The 18,273-nt window shown below is 40.5% G+C and carries 20 protein-coding genes; 17 read left to right on the top strand and 3 right to left on the bottom strand.

Features of this window, described 5'->3' with window-relative positions; translation table 11 throughout:
• Positions 1 to 74 precede the first annotated feature (74 nt).
• The 15 genes from rsmH to dnaJ all read left to right on the top strand — a co-directional run bounded on the left by rsmH (position 75) and on the right by dnaJ (position 14,831).
• A complete protein-coding gene (gene rsmH / locus O3658_RS09955) occupies positions 75 to 1,025 on the top strand; it encodes a 16S rRNA (cytosine(1402)-N(4))-methyltransferase RsmH (protein ID WP_371561279.1) in 951 nt (316 codons plus the stop codon).
• Positions 1,026 to 1,034: 9 nt separating this feature from the next.
• Positions 1,035 to 1,352, top strand: coding sequence for a cell division protein FtsL (gene ftsL, locus O3658_RS09950; RefSeq protein WP_371561277.1), 318 nt, complete (start codon positions 1,035 to 1,037; stop codon positions 1,350 to 1,352).
• 3 nt (positions 1,353 to 1,355) lie between these two features.
• A complete protein-coding gene (gene pbp2X, locus O3658_RS09945) occupies positions 1,356 to 3,611 on the top strand; it encodes a penicillin-binding protein PBP2X (protein ID WP_371561275.1) in 2,256 nt (751 codons plus the stop codon).
• Position 3,612: 1 nt separating this feature from the next.
• Positions 3,613 to 4,593: a phospho-N-acetylmuramoyl-pentapeptide-transferase gene (gene mraY, locus O3658_RS09940; protein WP_371561273.1), complete on the top strand. Its 981-nt coding sequence runs from the start codon at positions 3,613 to 3,615 to the stop codon at positions 4,591 to 4,593.
• A 129-nt stretch (positions 4,594 to 4,722) separates the two neighbouring features.
• A complete protein-coding gene (locus O3658_RS09935) occupies positions 4,723 to 5,250 on the top strand; it encodes an aromatic acid exporter family protein (RefSeq protein WP_025171302.1) in 528 nt (175 codons plus the stop codon).
• Between the two features lie 75 nt (positions 5,251 to 5,325).
• Positions 5,326 to 5,682: a transcriptional repressor GlnR gene (gene glnR / locus O3658_RS09930; protein WP_000659542.1), complete on the top strand. Its 357-nt coding sequence runs from the start codon at positions 5,326 to 5,328 to the stop codon at positions 5,680 to 5,682.
• A gap of 35 nt (positions 5,683 to 5,717) precedes the next feature.
• Entirely contained in the window at positions 5,718 to 7,064 is a 1,347-nt protein-coding gene (glnA, locus tag O3658_RS09925) for a type I glutamate--ammonia ligase (protein WP_075230045.1), read from the top strand.
• Positions 7,065 to 7,184: 120 nt separating this feature from the next.
• On the top strand, positions 7,185 to 7,505 hold the full coding sequence (locus O3658_RS09920) for a PadR family transcriptional regulator (RefSeq protein WP_070460245.1): 321 nt from the start codon (positions 7,185 to 7,187) through the stop codon (positions 7,503 to 7,505).
• Positions 7,505 to 8,080 carry a DUF2812 domain-containing protein gene (locus O3658_RS09915; protein ID WP_371561269.1) on the top strand — a complete coding sequence of 192 codons (576 nt, stop codon included), beginning with the start codon at positions 7,505 to 7,507 and terminating at the stop codon, positions 8,078 to 8,080. Before O3658_RS09920 ends, O3658_RS09915 begins: the two co-directional genes overlap by 1 nt.
• Positions 8,081 to 8,101: 21 nt before the next feature.
• Positions 8,102 to 8,614, top strand: a complete 513-nt coding sequence (locus tag O3658_RS09910) for a DUF2812 domain-containing protein (RefSeq protein ID WP_371561268.1) — start codon at positions 8,102 to 8,104, stop codon at positions 8,612 to 8,614.
• A 161-nt stretch (positions 8,615 to 8,775) separates the two neighbouring features.
• Positions 8,776 to 9,810 (top strand): heat-inducible transcriptional repressor HrcA, encoded by a 1,035-nt coding sequence (gene hrcA, locus O3658_RS09905; RefSeq protein ID WP_225750716.1) that lies wholly within the window; start codon positions 8,776 to 8,778, stop codon positions 9,808 to 9,810.
• Between the two features lie 26 nt (positions 9,811 to 9,836).
• Positions 9,837 to 10,352 carry a nucleotide exchange factor GrpE gene (grpE, locus tag O3658_RS09900; protein WP_371561266.1) on the top strand — a complete coding sequence of 172 codons (516 nt, stop codon included), beginning with the start codon at positions 9,837 to 9,839 and terminating at the stop codon, positions 10,350 to 10,352.
• Positions 10,353 to 10,644: 292 nt separating this feature from the next.
• On the top strand, positions 10,645 to 12,468 hold the full coding sequence (gene dnaK, locus O3658_RS09895; RefSeq protein WP_045763636.1) for a molecular chaperone DnaK: 1,824 nt from the start codon (positions 10,645 to 10,647) through the stop codon (positions 12,466 to 12,468).
• A gap of 284 nt (positions 12,469 to 12,752) precedes the next feature.
• On the top strand, positions 12,753 to 13,385 hold the full coding sequence (locus tag O3658_RS09890; protein WP_371561264.1) for a DJ-1/PfpI family protein: 633 nt from the start codon (positions 12,753 to 12,755) through the stop codon (positions 13,383 to 13,385).
• 309 nt (positions 13,386 to 13,694) lie between these two features.
• Positions 13,695 to 14,831: a molecular chaperone DnaJ gene (gene dnaJ, locus O3658_RS09885; protein ID WP_371561262.1), complete on the top strand. Its 1,137-nt coding sequence runs from the start codon at positions 13,695 to 13,697 to the stop codon at positions 14,829 to 14,831.
• 86 nt (positions 14,832 to 14,917) lie between these two features.
• On the opposite strand, the gene O3658_RS09880 is transcribed toward dnaJ, so the two are convergent.
• The 3 genes from O3658_RS09880 to O3658_RS09870 all read right to left on the bottom strand — a co-directional run bounded on the left by O3658_RS09880 (position 14,918) and on the right by O3658_RS09870 (position 16,364).
• The gene (locus tag O3658_RS09880) at positions 14,918 to 15,571 is read right to left on the bottom strand and encodes a hypothetical protein (RefSeq protein WP_371561260.1); all 654 of its coding nucleotides are present in this window, start codon (positions 15,569 to 15,571) and stop codon (positions 14,918 to 14,920) included.
• Positions 15,572 to 15,656: 85 nt separating this feature from the next.
• The gene (locus O3658_RS09875) at positions 15,657 to 15,944 is read right to left on the bottom strand and encodes a hypothetical protein (protein ID WP_075228510.1); all 288 of its coding nucleotides are present in this window, start codon (positions 15,942 to 15,944) and stop codon (positions 15,657 to 15,659) included.
• A gap of 9 nt (positions 15,945 to 15,953) precedes the next feature.
• Entirely contained in the window at positions 15,954 to 16,364 is a 411-nt protein-coding gene (locus O3658_RS09870) for an HIT family protein (RefSeq protein WP_371561257.1), read from the bottom strand.
• 67 nt (positions 16,365 to 16,431) lie between these two features.
• Between O3658_RS09870 and O3658_RS09865 the strand changes: the two genes are divergently transcribed.
• The gene (locus O3658_RS09865) at positions 16,432 to 17,163 is read left to right on the top strand and encodes an ABC transporter ATP-binding protein (protein WP_371561255.1); all 732 of its coding nucleotides are present in this window, start codon (positions 16,432 to 16,434) and stop codon (positions 17,161 to 17,163) included.
• Positions 17,160 to 18,209, top strand: coding sequence for an ABC transporter permease (locus O3658_RS09860; protein ID WP_371561253.1), 1,050 nt, complete (start codon positions 17,160 to 17,162; stop codon positions 18,207 to 18,209). Before O3658_RS09865 ends, O3658_RS09860 begins: the two co-directional genes overlap by 4 nt.
• Positions 18,210 to 18,273: the final 64 nt, after the last annotated feature.

Raw genomic sequence — 18,273 nt, 5'->3', positions numbered from 1 at the left:
TGATAAAGTAACAAGGAAAGGTTTTTGCTTTAGCGAGTGCAAGCTAATCAGAATTGTGGTAAAATAGATAAGATATGACTAGAGAATTTCATCATGTAACGGTCATGCTCCATGAAACCATTGATATGCTTGATGTAAAACCTGATGGTGTTTACGTTGATGCGACCTTGGGTGGAGCGGGCCATAGCGAGTATTTATTAAGTAAACTAAGTGAAAAGGGGCATCTCTATGCCTTTGACCAGGACCAGAATGCCATTGATAATGCGCAAAAACGTCTGGCGCCTTATATCGAAAAAGGAATGGTCACCTTTATCAAGGACAACTTCCGTCATTTGCAGCTACGTTTGCAGGAAGCAGGTGTAGAAGAGATTGATGGTATTTGTTATGACTTGGGAGTTTCTAGTCCGCAGTTGGATCAGCGTGAGCGTGGTTTTTCTTATAAAAAGGATGCGCCACTGGATATGCGGATGAACCAAGAAGCTAGTTTGACCGCTTATGAGGTTGTCAATCACTATGACTATCATGACTTGGTACGAATCTTTTTCAAATATGGAGAAGATAAGTTTTCTAAGCAGATTGCTCGAAAGATTGAACAGGCGCGTGAGTTGAAACCGATTGAGACAACGACAGAATTGGCCGAGATTATCAAGTCTGCTAAGCCTGCCAAGGAACTCAAGAAAAAAGGTCACCCAGCTAAGCAAATTTTCCAAGCCATCCGTATTGAGGTCAATGATGAATTAGGAGCTGCAGATGAGTCCATCCAACAAGCTATGGAATTACTAGCAGTGGACGGAAGAATCTCAGTCATTACCTTTCATTCGCTGGAAGATCGCTTGACCAAGCAATTGTTCAAGGAAGCTTCGACGGTAGAGGTTCCAAAAGGCTTGCCATTCATCCCGGATGATCTCAAGCCTAAGATGGAATTAGTCTCTCGCAAACCGATTCTACCAAGCAAGGAGGAGTTGGAGGCCAATAATCGTTCCCACTCAGCCAAGCTACGAGTAGCTCGAAAAATTCACAAGTAAGGGGATAAAATGGTAGACAAAAGAGGAACAACGAGCCAATTACTGCAAGCTCGTATAAAAAAATTTTCACGTGTTGAAAAGGCCTTTTACCTTTCAATTGCCATCACAGCCCTTGTCTTGGCAATCAGTGTAGTCTATATGCAGACTAAACTTTTGCAGGTCCAGAATGATTTGACAACTGTTAACACACAGATTGAAGAGAAAAAGACAGAGCTGGATGATGCTAAACAAGAAGTTAATGAATTAATCCGATCAGAACGTTTGACCGGAATTGCAAACTCGCAAGACTTGCAATTAAATAATGAAAATATCCGATCGGCGGAGTAGTATATGAAAACCTGGAAAGAAAAAATAGTACACTTTGCCATTAAGAATCGCAAAACTCCCCTTGAAAACCGCAGACGAGTTGGGAAGAGCCTCAGTCTCTTGGCCGTCTTTCTCTTTGCTGTTTTTTTGGTTAACTTTGCGGTAATTATTGGTACAGGCTCAAAATTTGGTGTAAATTTAGTTAAAGAAGCGAGCAAGGTCCATCAAACGACTCGGACAGTTCCGGCAAAACGAGGAACTATCTATGACCGTAATGGTACACCAATCGCTGAGGATGCAACATCCTACAACATTTATGCGATTATCGATAAGGAATATAAATCTGCAAATGGGAAAATTCTCTATGTAGAGGAGTCTCAGTATAGCAAGGTTGCAGAAGTCTTCCATAAATATCTAGATATGGATGAGTCCTACGTCAAGGAACAACTTTCTCAACCTAATCTTAAGCAAGTTTCCTTTGGTGTAAAGGGAAATGGTATTACCTATGCCAATATGATGTCCATAAAAAAGGATTTGGAAACAGCTAAGGTTCAGGGAGTTGATTTTACAACAAGCCCAAATCGAAGCTATCCTAATGGGAAATTTGCTTCATCTTTCATCGGACTAGCGCAGTTGCATGAAAATGAGGATGGTTCAAAGAGTCTCATTGGGACGTCTGGTGTCGAGAGTTCCTTGAATAGCTTGTTAGCGGGAACAGATGGTATCATTACCTATGAAAAAGACCGCTTAGGTAATATTGTTCCAGGTACGGAGCAAGTTACCCGACAGACTGTAAACGGGAAAGACGTCTATACGACCCTATCTAGTCCTTTACAATCATTCATGGAAAGTCAAATGGATGCCTTCCAAGAAAAACTAAAAGGCAAGTATATGAATGCAACCTTAGTCAGTGCCAAGACGGGAGAGATTCTCGCTACAACTCAAAGACCAACCTTTGATGCTGATACCAAAGAAGGGATTACAGAGGACTTTGTCTGGCGTGATCTTCTGTATCAAAGTAACTATGAACCAGGATCAACCATGAAGGTCATGACCTTAGCAGCAGCTATAGATAACAACACCTTCCCTGGTGGAGAATACTTTAATAGTAGTGAATTGAAGATAGCTGATGCGACTATCAGGGACTGGGATGTTAATGCTGGCTTATCAGCTGGGAGTATAATGACATACTTGCAAGGTTTTGCTCACTCAAGTAATGTGGGTATGACCTTGCTCCAACAAAAGATGGGAGATGCAACTTGGTTGGATTATCTCAATCGTTTCAAATTCGGAATTCCAACAAGATTTGGGATGAGTAATGAGTATGGTGGACAATTGCCTGAGGACAATATTGTCAATATTGCCATGAGTGCTTTTGGTCAAGGTATCTCTGTTACCCACACTCAGATGCTTCGTGCTTTCACAGCAATTGCAAATGATGGGGTTATGCTAGAACCGAAGTTTATTAGTGCCCTCTATGATCCAAATGATCAAACTGCTCGTAAATCACAAAGGGAGGTTGTAGGGAATCCTGTATCAAAAGAAGCGGCTAGTCTGACTCGAGAAAATATGATTTTGGTTGGTACAGATCCTGTTTATGGTACAATGTACAATCAACTTACCGGTAAACCAATCGTTACTGTACCTGGTCAGACTGTTTCTGTAAAATCTGGAACAGCTCAAATTGCCGATGAGCAAAACGGAGGATATTTAGTTGGGAAAACCAATTATATCTTTTCTGTAGTAACCATGCATCCTTCTGAAAATCCTGATTTTATTCTTTACGTGACAGTTCAACAACCAGAACACTTTTCTAACCCTTGGTTTGGAGAGTTTGCTAATCCTATTCTTGAACGAGCTTCTGCCATGAAAGAATCTCTTAATCTTCAGTCTACAGCTAAAAATCTGGATCAAGTTACAACAACAACTAGTTATGCAATGCCAGCGACCAAGGACTATAGTCCGGGAGATATGGCAGAGGAACTGAGACGCAATCTTGTTCAACCAATCGTTATCGGTTCAGGAACAAAAATCAAGGACAGTTCAGTGGCAGAAGGAACAAATCTAGACGCTAATGAGCAAATCTTACTCCTTTCAGACAAGGTAGAAGAGATGCCTGACTTATATGGCTGGTCTAAGAAAAATGTTGAAACCTTTGCCAAATGGTTGAATCTTGAAGTTGAATTTGAAGGTACAGGAGAAATTGTTAAAAAACAAAGTGTTCGTTCTAATACAGCTTTAAAAGATTTACAGAAAATAAAAATAACATTAGGAGATTAGAATGCTAGTTTCTATCTTTCCTGGGATCCTTACTTTTGTTCTTACAGTGGTAGGAATTCCAGCTTTTATCCGTTTTTACCGTAAAGCACAAATTACTGGTCAACAGATGCATGAGGATGTTAAACAGCACCAAGCAAAAGCTGGGACGCCAACAATGGGAGGAATAGTCTTCCTCGTAACAAGCGTTTTAGTTAGTTTAGTTCTTGCACTTTTGACTAATCAACTAACCAACAATGTCGGAATGATCCTCTTTATTCTCGTTTTGTATGGTTTGGTTGGCTTCTTAGATGATTTCCTCAAGGTTTTTCGTAAAATCAATGAAGGACTCAATCCTAAACAAAAGCTCCTGCTTCAATTAGTAGGAGGAGTTATCTTCTATCTCTTTTATGAAAGAGGAGGGGATGTCTTAAATGTATTTGGTTATCCCTTGCATTTAGGAGTTCTGTATATTCTCTTTGCCCTCTTCTGGTTAGTTGGTTTTTCAAACGCAGTTAACCTGACTGACGGAATCGATGGCTTGGCAAGTATTTCTGTGGTGATTAGCCTATCTGCCTATGGAGTGATTGCCTATGTGCAAAATCAGCTCGATATCTTACTAGTGATTGTAGCTATGATTGGTGGTCTTCTTGGCTTCTTTGCCTTTAACCACAAGCCTGCCAAAGTTTTCATGGGAGATGTAGGTAGCCTAGCCCTTGGAGGGATGTTGGCGGCTATTTCCATGGCACTGCACCAAGAATGGACTCTGCTTTTGATTGGTCTAGTGTATGTCTTTGAAACAACATCTGTTATGATGCAAGTCACCTACTTTAAGTTGACTGGAGGAAAACGTATCTTCCGTATGACACCAGTTCACCATCATTTTGAGTTGGGGGGCTTTTCTGGGAAAGGCCAAGCTTGGAGTGAGTGGAAGGTCGACTTCTTCTTCTGGGGAGTGGGCTTGCTCGCTAGTCTCTTGACTTTAGTTTTCATGTATTTGTTCTAAAAAGAGAGTGTGGAATCATCAGATAGAGAAGGATTAAGTTCCTTCTCTTTTCTATTTCCATCAGTTTATTGCATCCCCTTCTCAAAAATAGGTAAATTTATGGTAAAATGGAAATAGAAAGTTGAAATGATGAGTTATTTTAAAAAGTATAGATTTGACAAATCCAAGTTTAAGTTAGGGATGCGAACTTTCAAGACAGGGATCGCTGTTTTTTTAGTTCTCATGATTTTTGGTTTTTTTGGTTGGAAAGGACTTCAGATTGGAGCCTTGACTGCAGTTTTTAGTTTAAGAGAAGACTTTGACAAGAGTGTTCATTTTGGTACTTCTCGTATTCTCGGAAATAGTATCGGTGGTTTTTATGCCCTGATTTTCTTTCTCTTAAATAATCTTTTTCACGGCGCCTTCTGGGTAACCCTCCTTGTTGTTCCAATTTGTACCATGTTAACCATTATGACAAATGTTGCCATGAACAATAAAGCAGGTGTTATCGGTGGAGTTGCTGCTATGTTGATTATTACCTTATCAATTCCAAATGGTGAGACTGTTTTGTACGTATTTGCCCGAGTTTTTGAAACATTTATGGGTGTTTTTGTAGCAATTCTTGTAAATTACGATATTGATCGTTTACGGAGCATTTTACTGAAAAAAACAAAATAATGTCACAAGATATAACATTATTGATTGACGATTGAAGTTTTTTAGACTATAATAGACAGAAAGAAGGAAGTGTACATGAAGGAAAAAGAATTTCGTCGCAATATGGCAGTTTTTCCTATTGGTAGTGTTATGAAACTGACCGATCTTTCGGCACGCCAAATTCGTTACTATGAAGACCAGGAGTTGATAAAGCCTGATAGAAACGAAGGTAATCGCCGGATGTATTCTTTAAATGATATGGATCGGTTGCTTGAGATTAAGGACTATATCTCTGAAGGTCTGAACATTGCTGCTATCAAGAAAAAATATGCCGAACGTGAGGCGAAAGCCAAGAAACCAGTTAGTCAAACTGAGGTTCGTCGGGCCCTTCGGAATGAAGTTCTTCAACAAAGTCGCTTTGCTTCTCAACAATCACCTTTTGGTCGCGGTTAGGCAACCGCAAGTCGTCATATATAAGGAGAAAAACCATGCCAATCACAGCTGCAGATATTCGTCGTGAAGTTAAGGAAAAAAATGTAACCTTTATCCGTCTCATGTTTTCAGATATTTTGGGAACAATGAAAAACGTCGAAATTCCTGCTACAGATGAACAACTAGACAAGGTCTTGTCAAACAAGGCTATGTTTGATGGATCTTCTATTGAAGGGTTTGTTCGTATCAATGAATCAGATATGTACTTGTACCCTGATCTGGACACATGGACTGTCTTCCCTTGGGGAGATGAGAACGGTAGTGTCGCAGGATTAATCTGTGATGTCTATACAACAGAAGGAGAGCCATTTGCTGGAGATCCTCGAAGCAATCTTAAACGAGCTCTTCATCACATGGAGAAAGTTGGATTCAAATCATTCAACCTTGGTCCGGAACCAGAATTCTTCCTATTCAAGCTTGATGAAAATGGAGACCCAACTCTTGAGGTGAATGACAAGGGTGGTTACTTTGATTTGGCGCCTACAGACCTTGCTGATAATACCCGTCGTGAGATTGTAAATGTCTTGACTAAAATGGGATTTGAAGTAGAAGCCAGTCACCACGAAGTTGCCGTAGGTCAACATGAGATTGACTTTAAGTACGATGAAGTTCTTCGTGCTTGTGACAAGATTCAAATCTTTAAACTTGTTGTAAAGACAATTGCGCGTAAACATGGTTTGTATGCAACCTTTATGGCTAAACCTAAATTTGGTATCGCTGGTTCAGGAATGCACTGCAATATGTCCTTGTTTGATGCTGAAGGGAACAACGCCTTCTTTGATCCAAATGATCCAAAAGGAATGCAATTGTCAGAAACAGCCTATCATTTCCTTGGTGGTTTGATCAAGCACGCTTACAATTACACAGCTATCATGAACCCGACAGTTAACTCATACAAACGTTTGGTTCCAGGCTATGAAGCACCTGTTTACATCGCTTGGGCTGGTCGTAACCGTTCACCACTTGTCCGCGTTCCAGCTACACGTGGTATGGGAACACGTTTGGAATTGCGCTCAGTAGACCCAATGGCAAATCCATATATCGCAATGGCTGTTCTTTTGGAAGTTGGTTTGCACGGTATTGAAAACAAAATCGAAGCACCAGCGCCAATCGAAGAAAACATCTATATCATGACTGCAGAAGAGCGTAAAGAGGCTGGCATCACAGACCTTCCATCAACTCTTCACAACGCTTTGAAGGCCATGACAGAAGACGAAGTGGTTAAAGCAGCTCTAGGTGAACACATCTACACTAGCTTCCTTGAAGCCAAACGAATTGAATGGGCAAGCTATGCAACCTTCGTTTCACAATGGGAAATTGACAATTACCTAGATCTTTACTAATGATAAATCAGAAAGATTGTCCGTGAGGACGATCTTTTTTTTCTTGCATTTTATATCGAGGTGTGATATATTTTATATAACGAGGTGCGATATATCGAACTAAATAGGAGGTCTGATGAAATGGAATTAACAGATAAGATTAGGCGGGTTTATCTTCCCATGACTGAAACGGGTTTTTATATTTTGTTCTGTCTGCAAAAGGAGAATCATGGCTATGGTATTACTCAAAAGGTTAAAGAGATGACAGATTCACAGGTTTCCATTAGCCCTGGGACCATGTATGGAACCCTGTCAAAGATGGAAAAAGATGGTTTGATTTCCTTTGTTCGAGAAGAGGAAAAACGAAAGATTTATCAGATAACTGACTTGGGTCAGAAAGTTTTAGAAATTGAAGTCAAACGTATTGAACGGCTCTACAGAAATAGTCGGGAGGAGCTTTGATGGAAAAGAAAGTTGTTTATAGAATTGCTACCATTGCGGATTATGATAGAGAGGCTCTCTATCTCAGAGAAATGCATGCTCAAGGCTGGAAACTTAAGGAAGTAAGTTACTCTAACTTAGTAGTTGCGGTTAAGTATACTTTTGAAAAGTGCCAACCGGAGCAGGTGGTTTATCAGTTGGACTTTTATCCTATGAAGAAGTCAGAGAGAGCTTCCTATTTACAACTGTTTAAAGATTTTGGCTGGGAGCATATTACAAACTTTAATGGGTTTTCCTATTTTAGAAAGCTTTATTCTGGAGTTGAGTCGGATGCCGAGTTTGAAATTTATAATGACGCGGCCGGGAAGTTAGCCATGGTCAAGCGCATTTTAATAATGCGGATGATTCCTATTTTTCTTCTCTTTTCAGCTCTACTACCGGTTTTCTCAAAGTTACTCAGTGGAAGAAGTTATTTCAGTTGGGGAATGTTTTTGATTGTTATCATAGACTGTACTTTATTGATCGTTTTTGCGATTCAGATTTCTTATATTTTTTGGAGATTGTTTCAAAAGTGGAGAGAATTATCTGATAAATAAGACCATTTTGGAGGTTAGACAATGAATAGCAAAGTACAATTTCGAATGTTTACCATTTTTGATTTGGATAAGGTTGAAGATTATTTGCATGAGATGCATCTGAAAGGTTGGAAATTTAAATCGAATCGTTTTGGCTTTTTCTATTTTGAGCAATGCCGACCAGATGATGTGATGTACTGTGTGTGGAATACTAGCTACCTTAGAAAAAATGAGGTGGATTTACAAAGAATTAAGAATAGAGGATGGGAATTTGTGGAAAATTGTTCTTATACTGTTTTTCGAAAAGCAACTTGTGATGTAGATTTAAATGATCAATCTTTCATGGACAATCGTCTTAGATGGGATGGTGTGAAATCTAGACTTCGTACATCTACAGTTTCTATCTCTGGCGGTCTAGTTATTTGTATGAGCTTGTTTCGTGAAAGTCTCTCTCAATCGTTCTTCCTTATTTTTGCCCTTTATGCCCTCATGATTTCCTATCTAATCTATAGTTTTTATAGACTTAAAAAGAAATATCTTGAGAATGTAAGATGATTTTCTAGGTCCTCAGACTGATTTTTAGCACTCTTGGTAAAAGAGTGCTAATTTTTTGAGTTTTTGTCTTGACATTCTTTTCTAAGGGTGTATAATAGAATCATAAGTTAGCACTTGGAAGTGTCGAGTGCTAAAAAGATCTATCAGAGAGGAGTAGCGAGATGGTTACAGAACGTCAGCAGAATATTTTAAATCTGATTATTGACATCTTTACCAAAACGCACGAACCTGTTGGATCCAAAGCCTTGCAAGAGTCTATCAACTCTAGTAGTGCTACCATTCGAAATGACATGGCTGCTTTAGAAAAGCAAGGTTTACTTGAAAAGGCACATACTTCCAGTGGTCGGATGCCGAGTGTGGCTGGATTTCAATACTATGTCAAACACTCCTTATCCTTCGACCGTTTAGCTGAAAATCAAGTTTATGAGATTGTAAAAGCCTTTGATCAGGAATTCTTCAAACTTGAGGATATTCTTCAAGAGGCAACGAGAATCTTGACAGACTTGAGTGGTTGTACGGTTGTAGCACTGGATGTAGAACCAAGTAGGCAGAAGCTAACAGCTTTTGATATTGTTGTCCTCGGGCAACATACAGCTCTTGCTGTTTTTACGCTTGATGAGTCTAGAACAGTTACCAGTCAGTTTTTGATTCCGAGAAATTTCTTGCAGGAGGATTTAAATCGCCTCAAGACCATGATTCAAGAACGTTTCCTGGATCAGACTGTTTTGGATATTCACTATAAGATTCGGACAGAGATACCGCAAATTATCCAACGTTACTTCACAACAACGGATAACGTTATGGATCTTATTGAGCATATCTTCAAAGAAATGTTTAATGAAAATATCGTAGTTTCTGGGAAAGTCAATCTTTTGAATTTCGCTAATTTAGCGGCCTATCAGTTTTTTGATCAGCCACAAAAGGTTGCTTTGGAAATTCGAGAGAATTTGATTGGCGACCAGATGCAGAGTGTCCGAGTTGCGGATAGCCAAGAATCTTGTCTTGCTGACCTAGCAGTGATTAGCAGTAAGTTTCTGATTCCCTATCGTGGATTTGGAATTCTTGCGATTATAGGTCCGGTTAATCTGGATTATCAACAATTGGTCAATCAACTTAATGTTGTCAATCGAGTTTTGACTATGAAGTTGACGGATTTTTACCGCTATCTCAGCAGCAATCACTATGAAGTGAATTAAGATTGAAATCATTAAAGGAGGCGAAAATGGCCCAAGATATTAAAAATGAAGAAGTAAAAGAAGAGGAAGTTGTGGAAACAGCTGAAGAAACAGCTCCTGAGAAATCGGAATTGGATTTGGCTAATGAACGTGCCGAGGAATTTGAAAACAAATATCTTCGTGCTCATGCAGAAATGCAAAATATTCAGCGCCGTGCCAATGAAGAACGTCAACTCTTGCAACGCTATCGTAGCCAAGATTTGGCAAAAGCAATCTTGCCGTCACTGGATAACCTTGAACGTGCCCTTGCCGTCGAAGGTTTGACAGATGATGTGAAGAAGGGATTGGAAATGGTCCAAGAAAGTTTGGTACATGCTCTGAAAGAAGAAGGAATTGAAGAAATTCCAGCAGATGGTGAATTTGACCATAACTACCACATGGCCATTCAAACAGTTCCAGCAGATGACGAACATCCAGCAGATACCATCGCACAAGTCTTCCAAAAAGGCTACAAACTCCATGACCGCATCCTAAGACCGGCTATGGTAGTGGTTTATAACTAGGCAATAAGTCAGAAATCTGTGGTTCCGACTCCTCGTGTCGTAACATAAAAGAAAACTTGTCCGAAATGACAATAAACTATGAAAGAAAGATAAGAAACGGTTCGGCTTTACCAATAGTGAGCGTAGCGAACCAAAGGCGATACTCTTCGCCGTGGCGGTATTTTCGCAAACTTTGAGACCTGAGGCTCAAAGTTTAGTCAAAGAGATTGACGAAGTCAAGCTCTGACGGCGTCGCCACTTAAGAAGAGTATCAAAAAGAAAAAAAGAATATAAAATTTAAGGAGAAAAACATATGTCTAAAATTATCGGTATTGACTTAGGTACAACAAACTCAGCAGTAGCAGTTCTTGAAGGAACTGAATCAAAAATCATCGCAAACCCAGAAGGTAACCGCACAACTCCATCTGTAGTGTCTTTCAAAAACGGTGAAATCATCGTTGGTGACGCTGCAAAACGTCAAGCAGTCACAAACCCAGATACAGTCATCTCTATCAAATCTAAGATGGGTACTTCTGAAAAAGTTTCTGCTAACGGTAAAGAATACACTCCACAAGAAATCTCAGCTATGATTCTTCAATACTTGAAAGGTTATGCTGAAGAATACCTTGGTGAAAAAGTAACTAAAGCAGTTATCACAGTTCCAGCTTACTTTAACGATGCTCAACGTCAAGCAACTAAAGACGCTGGTAAAATTGCTGGTCTTGAAGTAGAACGTATCGTCAACGAACCAACTGCAGCAGCTCTTGCTTATGGTTTGGACAAGACTGACAAAGAAGAAAAAATCTTGGTATTCGACCTTGGTGGAGGTACATTCGACGTATCTATCCTTGAATTGGGTGACGGTGTCTTTGATGTATTGGCAACTGCAGGGGATAACAAACTCGGTGGTGACGACTTTGACCAAAAAATCATCGACCACTTGGTAGCAGAATTCAAGAAAGAAAACGGCATTGACTTGTCAACAGACAAGATGGCTCTTCAACGTTTGAAAGACGCAGCTGAAAAAGCGAAGAAAGACCTTTCTGGTGTGACTTCAACACAAATCAGCTTGCCATTTATCACTGCTGGTGAAGCTGGACCTCTTCACTTGGAAATGACCTTGACTCGTGCGAAATTTGACGATTTGACTCGTGACCTTGTAGAACGTACAAAAGTTCCAGTTCGTCAAGCTCTTTCAGATGCAGGTTTGAGCTTGTCAGATATCGACGAAGTTATCCTTGTCGGTGGTTCAACTCGTATCCCTGCCGTTGTAGAAGCTGTTAAAGCTGAAACTGGTAAAGAACCAAACAAATCAGTGAACCCTGACGAAGTAGTGGCTATGGGTGCTGCGATCCAAGGTGGTGTGATCACTGGTGACGTGAAAGACGTTGTCCTTCTTGACGTAACACCATTGTCACTTGGTATCGAAACAATGGGTGGAGTCTTCACAAAATTGATTGACCGCAACACTACGATTCCAACATCTAAATCACAAGTCTTCTCAACTGCAGCAGACAACCAACCAGCCGTTGATATCCACGTTCTTCAAGGTGAACGCCCAATGGCAGCAGATAACAAGACTCTTGGACGCTTCCAATTGACTGATATCCCAGCTGCACCTCGTGGTATCCCACAAATCGAAGTTACATTTGACATCGATAAGAACGGTATCGTATCTGTTAAAGCCAAAGACCTTGGAACTCAAAAAGAACAAACAATTGTTATCCAATCTAACTCAGGTTTGACAGACGAAGAAATCGATCGCATGATGAAAGATGCAGAAGCTAACGCTGAAGCAGATAAGAAACGTAAAGAAGAAGTTGACCTTCGTAACGAAGTAGACCAAGCAATCTTTGCGACTGAAAAGACAATAAAAGAAACTGAAGGTAAAGGCTTCGATGCAGAACGTGATGCTGCACAAGCTGCCCTTGATGAGCTTAAGAAAGCCCAAGAAGACAACAACTTGGACGAAATGAAAGCAAAACTTGAAGCATTGAACGAAAAAGCTCAAGGACTTGCCGTTAAACTCTACGAACAAGCCGCAGCAGCCCAACAAGCTCAAGCAGGAGCAGAAGGCGCACAAGCAACAGGAAACGCAGGCGATGACGTCGTAGACGGAGAGTTTACTGAAAAGTAAAACAATCCAGTGGATTGTTTTAGCGGAACCTCCTGAAATAAAGAAAGGTTCCGAGATTTTAGGATTCCTTTAATCCGAAACTCAATTCAGCCTAACTCGTTAAGAATGACTAATCACTAAAGTGATTGTCATTCTACGGCAATCGCTATGGCGACTTGCCTAAACGCCTTACTAGTTCAAAAACAAAGTATAATCGACTTTGTTTTTGAACGTCGTAATGATAGGAAGAAATCCAGAGGTTGCAACCCAGCCTCTGTTTTTCGGTAAAATAGAGGATGTTGCGTATGAAAAAAGTACTTTGTATCATTTATCCTAATTTCTCTCTCTATGAGATAACCACTTTAACGAGTACTTTAGCTCTGTCTTTTGACGTCACAATTGATTATGTCGCTTCAGGTCATTCGATGGTGGTCTCTGAAGATGGCTTGCCCTGTCAACCAACGAAAACACTAGATCAAATCCGAATAGAAGATTATTCTTGTGTGATTTTGCCAGGAATGGTAAATATAGGTCCTACTCTACAAGATGAGAAATTGATCTCGTTTTTGAGAAGTCTTAATGAGCAGGATATCCTCATTGCAGCCATTTCTTCAGCGCCTCTTTTATTGGCCAAAGCAGGCTTGTTGAACGACACGAAATTTACAGGTGGAATTTGGCAAAACTTCTTTGATTATTTTGAATTTCTTTCACGTGAGAATTTCCAACCGAAAGTTCTTGTCCAAGATAAACAAATCATTACGGCTATCGGTTTTGCACATCAAGAGTTTGCAAGAAAAGTGATTTTCGGTTTAGGATTGGCAGAGAATACGGACAACTATTTTAAAGAACAGAACGAGTATGCTGAAGAGGATTTGATATTTACTCTATCAGATGAAGAGTTTAATCAAGTAAAGCAGAGTATAGAAAACAGCCTCTAAAGATTTACTTATAAATTATAGAAAGGAACAAAGAGTGTTCGTAACTGAACACGGGTTCCCAAATTTCTTACTCAATATAACAGAAAGGAATTGAATCCGACCTAAATGGTGGTTTCGTTCCGCAACAATAACAGAAAGGAACAAGGGTGTTCGTAACTGAACACTGGTTTCAAAGTTTCTTACTTAATATAACAGAAAGGAATTGAACTCGACCTAAATTCTCGGAAAAAAGATAAATCTGTCTAGGAGCATCGCTCCAACGTCAGATTTCCTATTTTTCAGTCGAATTTTACGGTCTTGGTATCTTGTATGAACAATACTGAATTTTATGATCGTCTGGGGGTGTCAAAAAACGCTTCGGCAGACGAGATCAAAAAGGCTTATCGTAAGCTTTCGAAAAAATATCACCCAGATATCAACAAGGAGCCTGGTGCTGAGGACAAGTACAAGGAAGTTCAAGAAGCTTATGAGACCTTAAGTGATGAACAGAAACGTGCTGCTTATGACCAATATGGTGCGGCTGGAGCTAACGGTGGCTTTGGTGGTGCTGGCGGTTTCGGAGGCTTCGACGGAGCAGGTGGCTTTGGCGGATTTGAAGATATCTTCTCCAGCTTCTTTGGTGGTGGCGGTGCATCACGTAATCCAAACGCCCCTCGTCAAGGTGACGACCTCCAGTATCGCGTTCATTTGACTTTTGAAGAAGCTATTTTTGGTACAGAAAAGGAAGTCAAATACAATCGTGAAGCAAGCTGTCGTACTTGTAATGGGTCTGGTGCTAAACCTGGAACAAGTCCAGTTACTTGTGGACGCTGTCATGGTTCAGGTGTGATCAATGTGGACACCCAAACACCACTCGGTATGATGCGTCGCCAAGTAACCTGTGATGTCTGTCATGGCCGTGGTCAAGAAATCAAAGATCCATGTACAACCTGTCATGGAACTGGTCATGAAAAACAAGCCCATAGCGTACACGTAAAAATCCCTGCTGGTGTGGAAACAGGTCAACAGATTCGCCTAGCTGGTCAGGGTGAAGCAGGATTTAACGGTGGACCATACGGTGACTTGTACGTGGTGGTTTCAGTTGAAGCTAGTGATAAGTTTGAACGTGAAGGAACTACTATCTTCTACAATTTAAACCTCAACTTTGTCCAAGCAGCACTTGGTGATACAGTAGACATCCCTACAGTTCATGGTGATGTAGAATTAGTCATTCCAGAAGGAACTCAGACTGGAAAACGATTCCGACTACGTGGTAAAGGTGCGCCTAGCCTTCGTGGTGGTGCCCTTGGTGACCAATATGTGACCGTCAATGTTGTAACCCCAACAGGTTTGAATGACCGCCAAAAAGCAGCCTTGAAAGAATTCGCAGCTGCAGGTGATTTGAAAGTAAATCCAAAGAAAAAAGGCTTCTTTGACCATATTAAGGATGCCTTTGAAGGAGAATAAAGCATAAAGTAAAAAGAGCCTTCGGGCTCTTTTTCGTGCAATCTTTAGAATGTTAGCATGGGAGAAATCATTCTCCAACTAGTCTGCTACTCAGACCGTTGAGTGAGTAACCCAGCCGCATCCATATCTTGGATGAGTTGCTTGAATTCCGCTTCTTTGCCAGGCTTAATGGTGACGGTATCAATGTGCTTAATCGCCGAATTATCCTGAATATCCACCAAGTTCAAAGCTTTTTCATAGAATGCGATTCCCTTTTTTTGGCTTTCTGGCTCCTTCCAAGAGAGAATAAAGTAAGAAGGATTTGATTTCTTTCCGATTTCTTGGAAATACTTCCTGCTTTCCTCCTCTAAAAATTGGAATAAACCATGATTGAATAAGTTGTCTTCTACTGAATGGTAGGAAATATCTCCTGTGTTTAAGACATAGACTTTGAGTCGGTTTTTAGTGAGGTTGGGACTTTCTTTTAGGACAGGGTGGCTATTGATGACCTCATCAGAGAATGTCACATAAAAATCTAAACCTCCACCCTCGTATTGATAGCTTCCATTTGATTCTACTTTCTCAGGAGGCATGTCAAGGGAGATGAAGATTTGTCTTAAGGATTCATTTCCTTCTCGAATATCATCCGGTGAGGCCTTGAAAAGATTGGCCACTAGTAGAAATGCTAGAGCTGCAAGAAAGCAGAGAGCACCACAAACGATCAGGATGATCCGCGTCAGAACTTTTAAAAACTGTTTCATTTTCATGTCCTCCCTGTCCTGTTAGGATCTGCTAACCCAAAATGGATTTAAAGGGAATAAAGGAAAGTTGGAGTTTTTCTTTTCCTTATTTCTCTTCAGTTTCCTGCATTTCTTTTAGTACAGCAAGTCTCGTTTGAAGGTCTTTTTCCAGAACTTTAAACTTGTAGGTCAAATCTTTTTGATATTCCTTGATGAGCTCTTTTTGTTGGTCGATAATTTGCAGGCTATCTTGGATGATATCCAAGTCATCCTTAATGGCTTCAACGCGATCAGTAGTATCTAAAACTTCTTCAGTGATAGCTTCACGATTTTTAACGAGGAGGTAGGAACCGACTGCAGAGCCTGCAAAAAGTAGTAAGTTTGATAGTTTCATAGTGACTCCTTAAGCATTTTTGATAGTTTCAGCGACTTGGGCAAGTTTGTCGAAGTCTGGTTCGTGTGCGATAAAGTCAATCTTGAGGTCGTCATCTGCACTGTAACGAGGAACAAGGTGGATATGGGTATGGAAAACAGTTTGTCCAGCTACTTCCTCGCAGTTGGCGATGATATTCATACCAGCAGCCTTGGTAGCTGTCATGACTTTTTGAGCAATCTTTGGTACTTGTGCGAACAGTTGGCTAGCGCTTGTAGCATCCATTTCCAAAAGATTGCGATAGTGTTTTTTAGGTACGACCAAGGTGTGACCAGGGGTCACTTGAGAGATATCAAGAAAGGCAAGAACTTGATCATCCTCATATACTTTTGAAGCAGGGATTTCTCCTGCGATGATTTTACAAAAAATGCAATCTGACATAAAATCTACCTCTACTGTATTGAATTTTGATATAATATAGCTACATTATACCAGATTTGGAGAAAATATGTTAGAAATTAAAAACTTGACAGGTGGCTATGTTCATGTCCCTGTCTTGAAAGATGTGTCCTTTACAGTCGAGAGTGGGCAGTTGGTCGGTTTAATTGGTCTCAATGGTGCTGGTAAATCAACGACTATCAATGAGATTATCGGTCTGTTGACACCTTATAGTGGAGAAATAAGTATCGATGGTCTAACCTTACGTGCTAATCCTCGAGAATATCGTCAGCAGATTGGTTACATTCCTGAAACTCCTAGTTTGTACGAGGAATTGACTCTCAGAGAGCATATCGAAACGGTTGCCATGGCTTATGGTATTGAGCAAAATCTAGCTTTTGAACGTGTAGAACCGCTTTTAAAAATGTTCCGTTTGGATCAGAAGTTAGATTGGTTTCCAGTTCATTTTTCAAAAGGGATGAAGCAGAAGGTGATGATTATCTGTGCTTTTGTCGTGGATCCGAGTCTCTTTATCGTCGATGAACCTTTCCTTGGTCTTGATCCCTTGGCGATTTCGGACTTGATTCATCTTTTGGATCTTGAAAAGAAAAAAGGCAAGTCTATCCTCATGAGTACCCACGTTCTTGACTCTGCTGAAAAAATGTGTGACTCTTTTGTCATTCTTCATAAAGGACAAGTGAGAGCTAAAGGGGATCTTCAAGAACTGAGAGAAGCTTTTGCCATGCCTCAAGCGAGTCTAAACGATATCTATTTGGCTTTGACCAAAGAGGAGGACCGATGAAAGACTTGTTTCTAAAGCGAAAGCAGGCTTTTCGTAAAGAGTGTGTCGGTTATCTTCGATATGTGCTCAATGATCACTTTGTCTTGTTTTTACTGGTCTTAGTAGGGTTTCTAGCCTATCAGTATAGTCAACTGCTCCAGCATTTTCCTGAAAATCATTTACCAATCCTAGGTTTAATTGGGATTGTCTCTGTTTTACTCTTACTTTGGGGAGGAATAGCGACCTATGTGGAAGCGCCTGATAAGCTCTTTCTCTTAGTAGCTGAAGAAGAAGTGAGAGAACACATCCAGAAGCAAAGTCTGGCCTCCTTTATCTTTTGGGTCAGTGTACAGACTCTCTTTTTGCTCTTTTTTGCTCCTTTATTTTTAGCCATGGGCTTAGGCTTAGGAGTTTTTGGGGTCTATGTTCTTCTGTTGGGAGTCGGGAAATATTTCCTGTTTCAGAAAAAAGCTGGCAAGTTTTTTAGTGCAAATCATCTGGACTGGGACTATGTGATTGCCCAAGAAAGTAAACGCAAGCAGTTTTTACTCCGTTTCTTTGCCCTCTTTACCCAAGTTAAGGGAATTTCAAACAGCGTCAAGCGACGAGCTTATCTAGACTTTATCCTAAAAGCAGTTCAGAAGGTGCCGAGCAAGATCTGGCAGAACCTCTATCTTCGTTCTTATTTGCGAAATGGAGATCTTTTTGCCCTCAGTCTTCGTCTCCTCTTTCTATCTTTGCTGGCGTTGATCTTTATCGAGCAAGCTTGGATAGCGACAGCAGTGGTAGTTTTATTTAACTATCTCCTACTCTTCCAGTTGCTGGCCCTCTATCATGCCTTTGATTACCAATATTTGACTCAACTTTTCCCGCTAGACAAGGGGCAAAAGGAAAAAGGGTTACAGGCGGTTGTCCGAGGATTGACTGGTTTTGTTTTATTGGTTCAACTGGTAGTTGGGTTGATCACCCTCCAAGAAAAACTAGCCCTTCTAGCACTCCTTGGAGCTGGACTGGTCTTACAAATTTTGTATCTCCCTTATCAGGTGAAACGTCAGATGCAGGACTAATACTCTTCGAAAATCTCTTCAAACTAGGTCAGCATCCATCTGCAACCTCAAAGCAGTGCTTTGA

It is taken from the genome of Streptococcus sp. 27098_8_69 (assembly GCF_041432445.1).
Classification (GTDB): Bacteria; Bacillota; Bacilli; order Lactobacillales; family Streptococcaceae; genus Streptococcus.
This window is presented reverse-complemented; position numbering and strand designations above follow the sequence as displayed.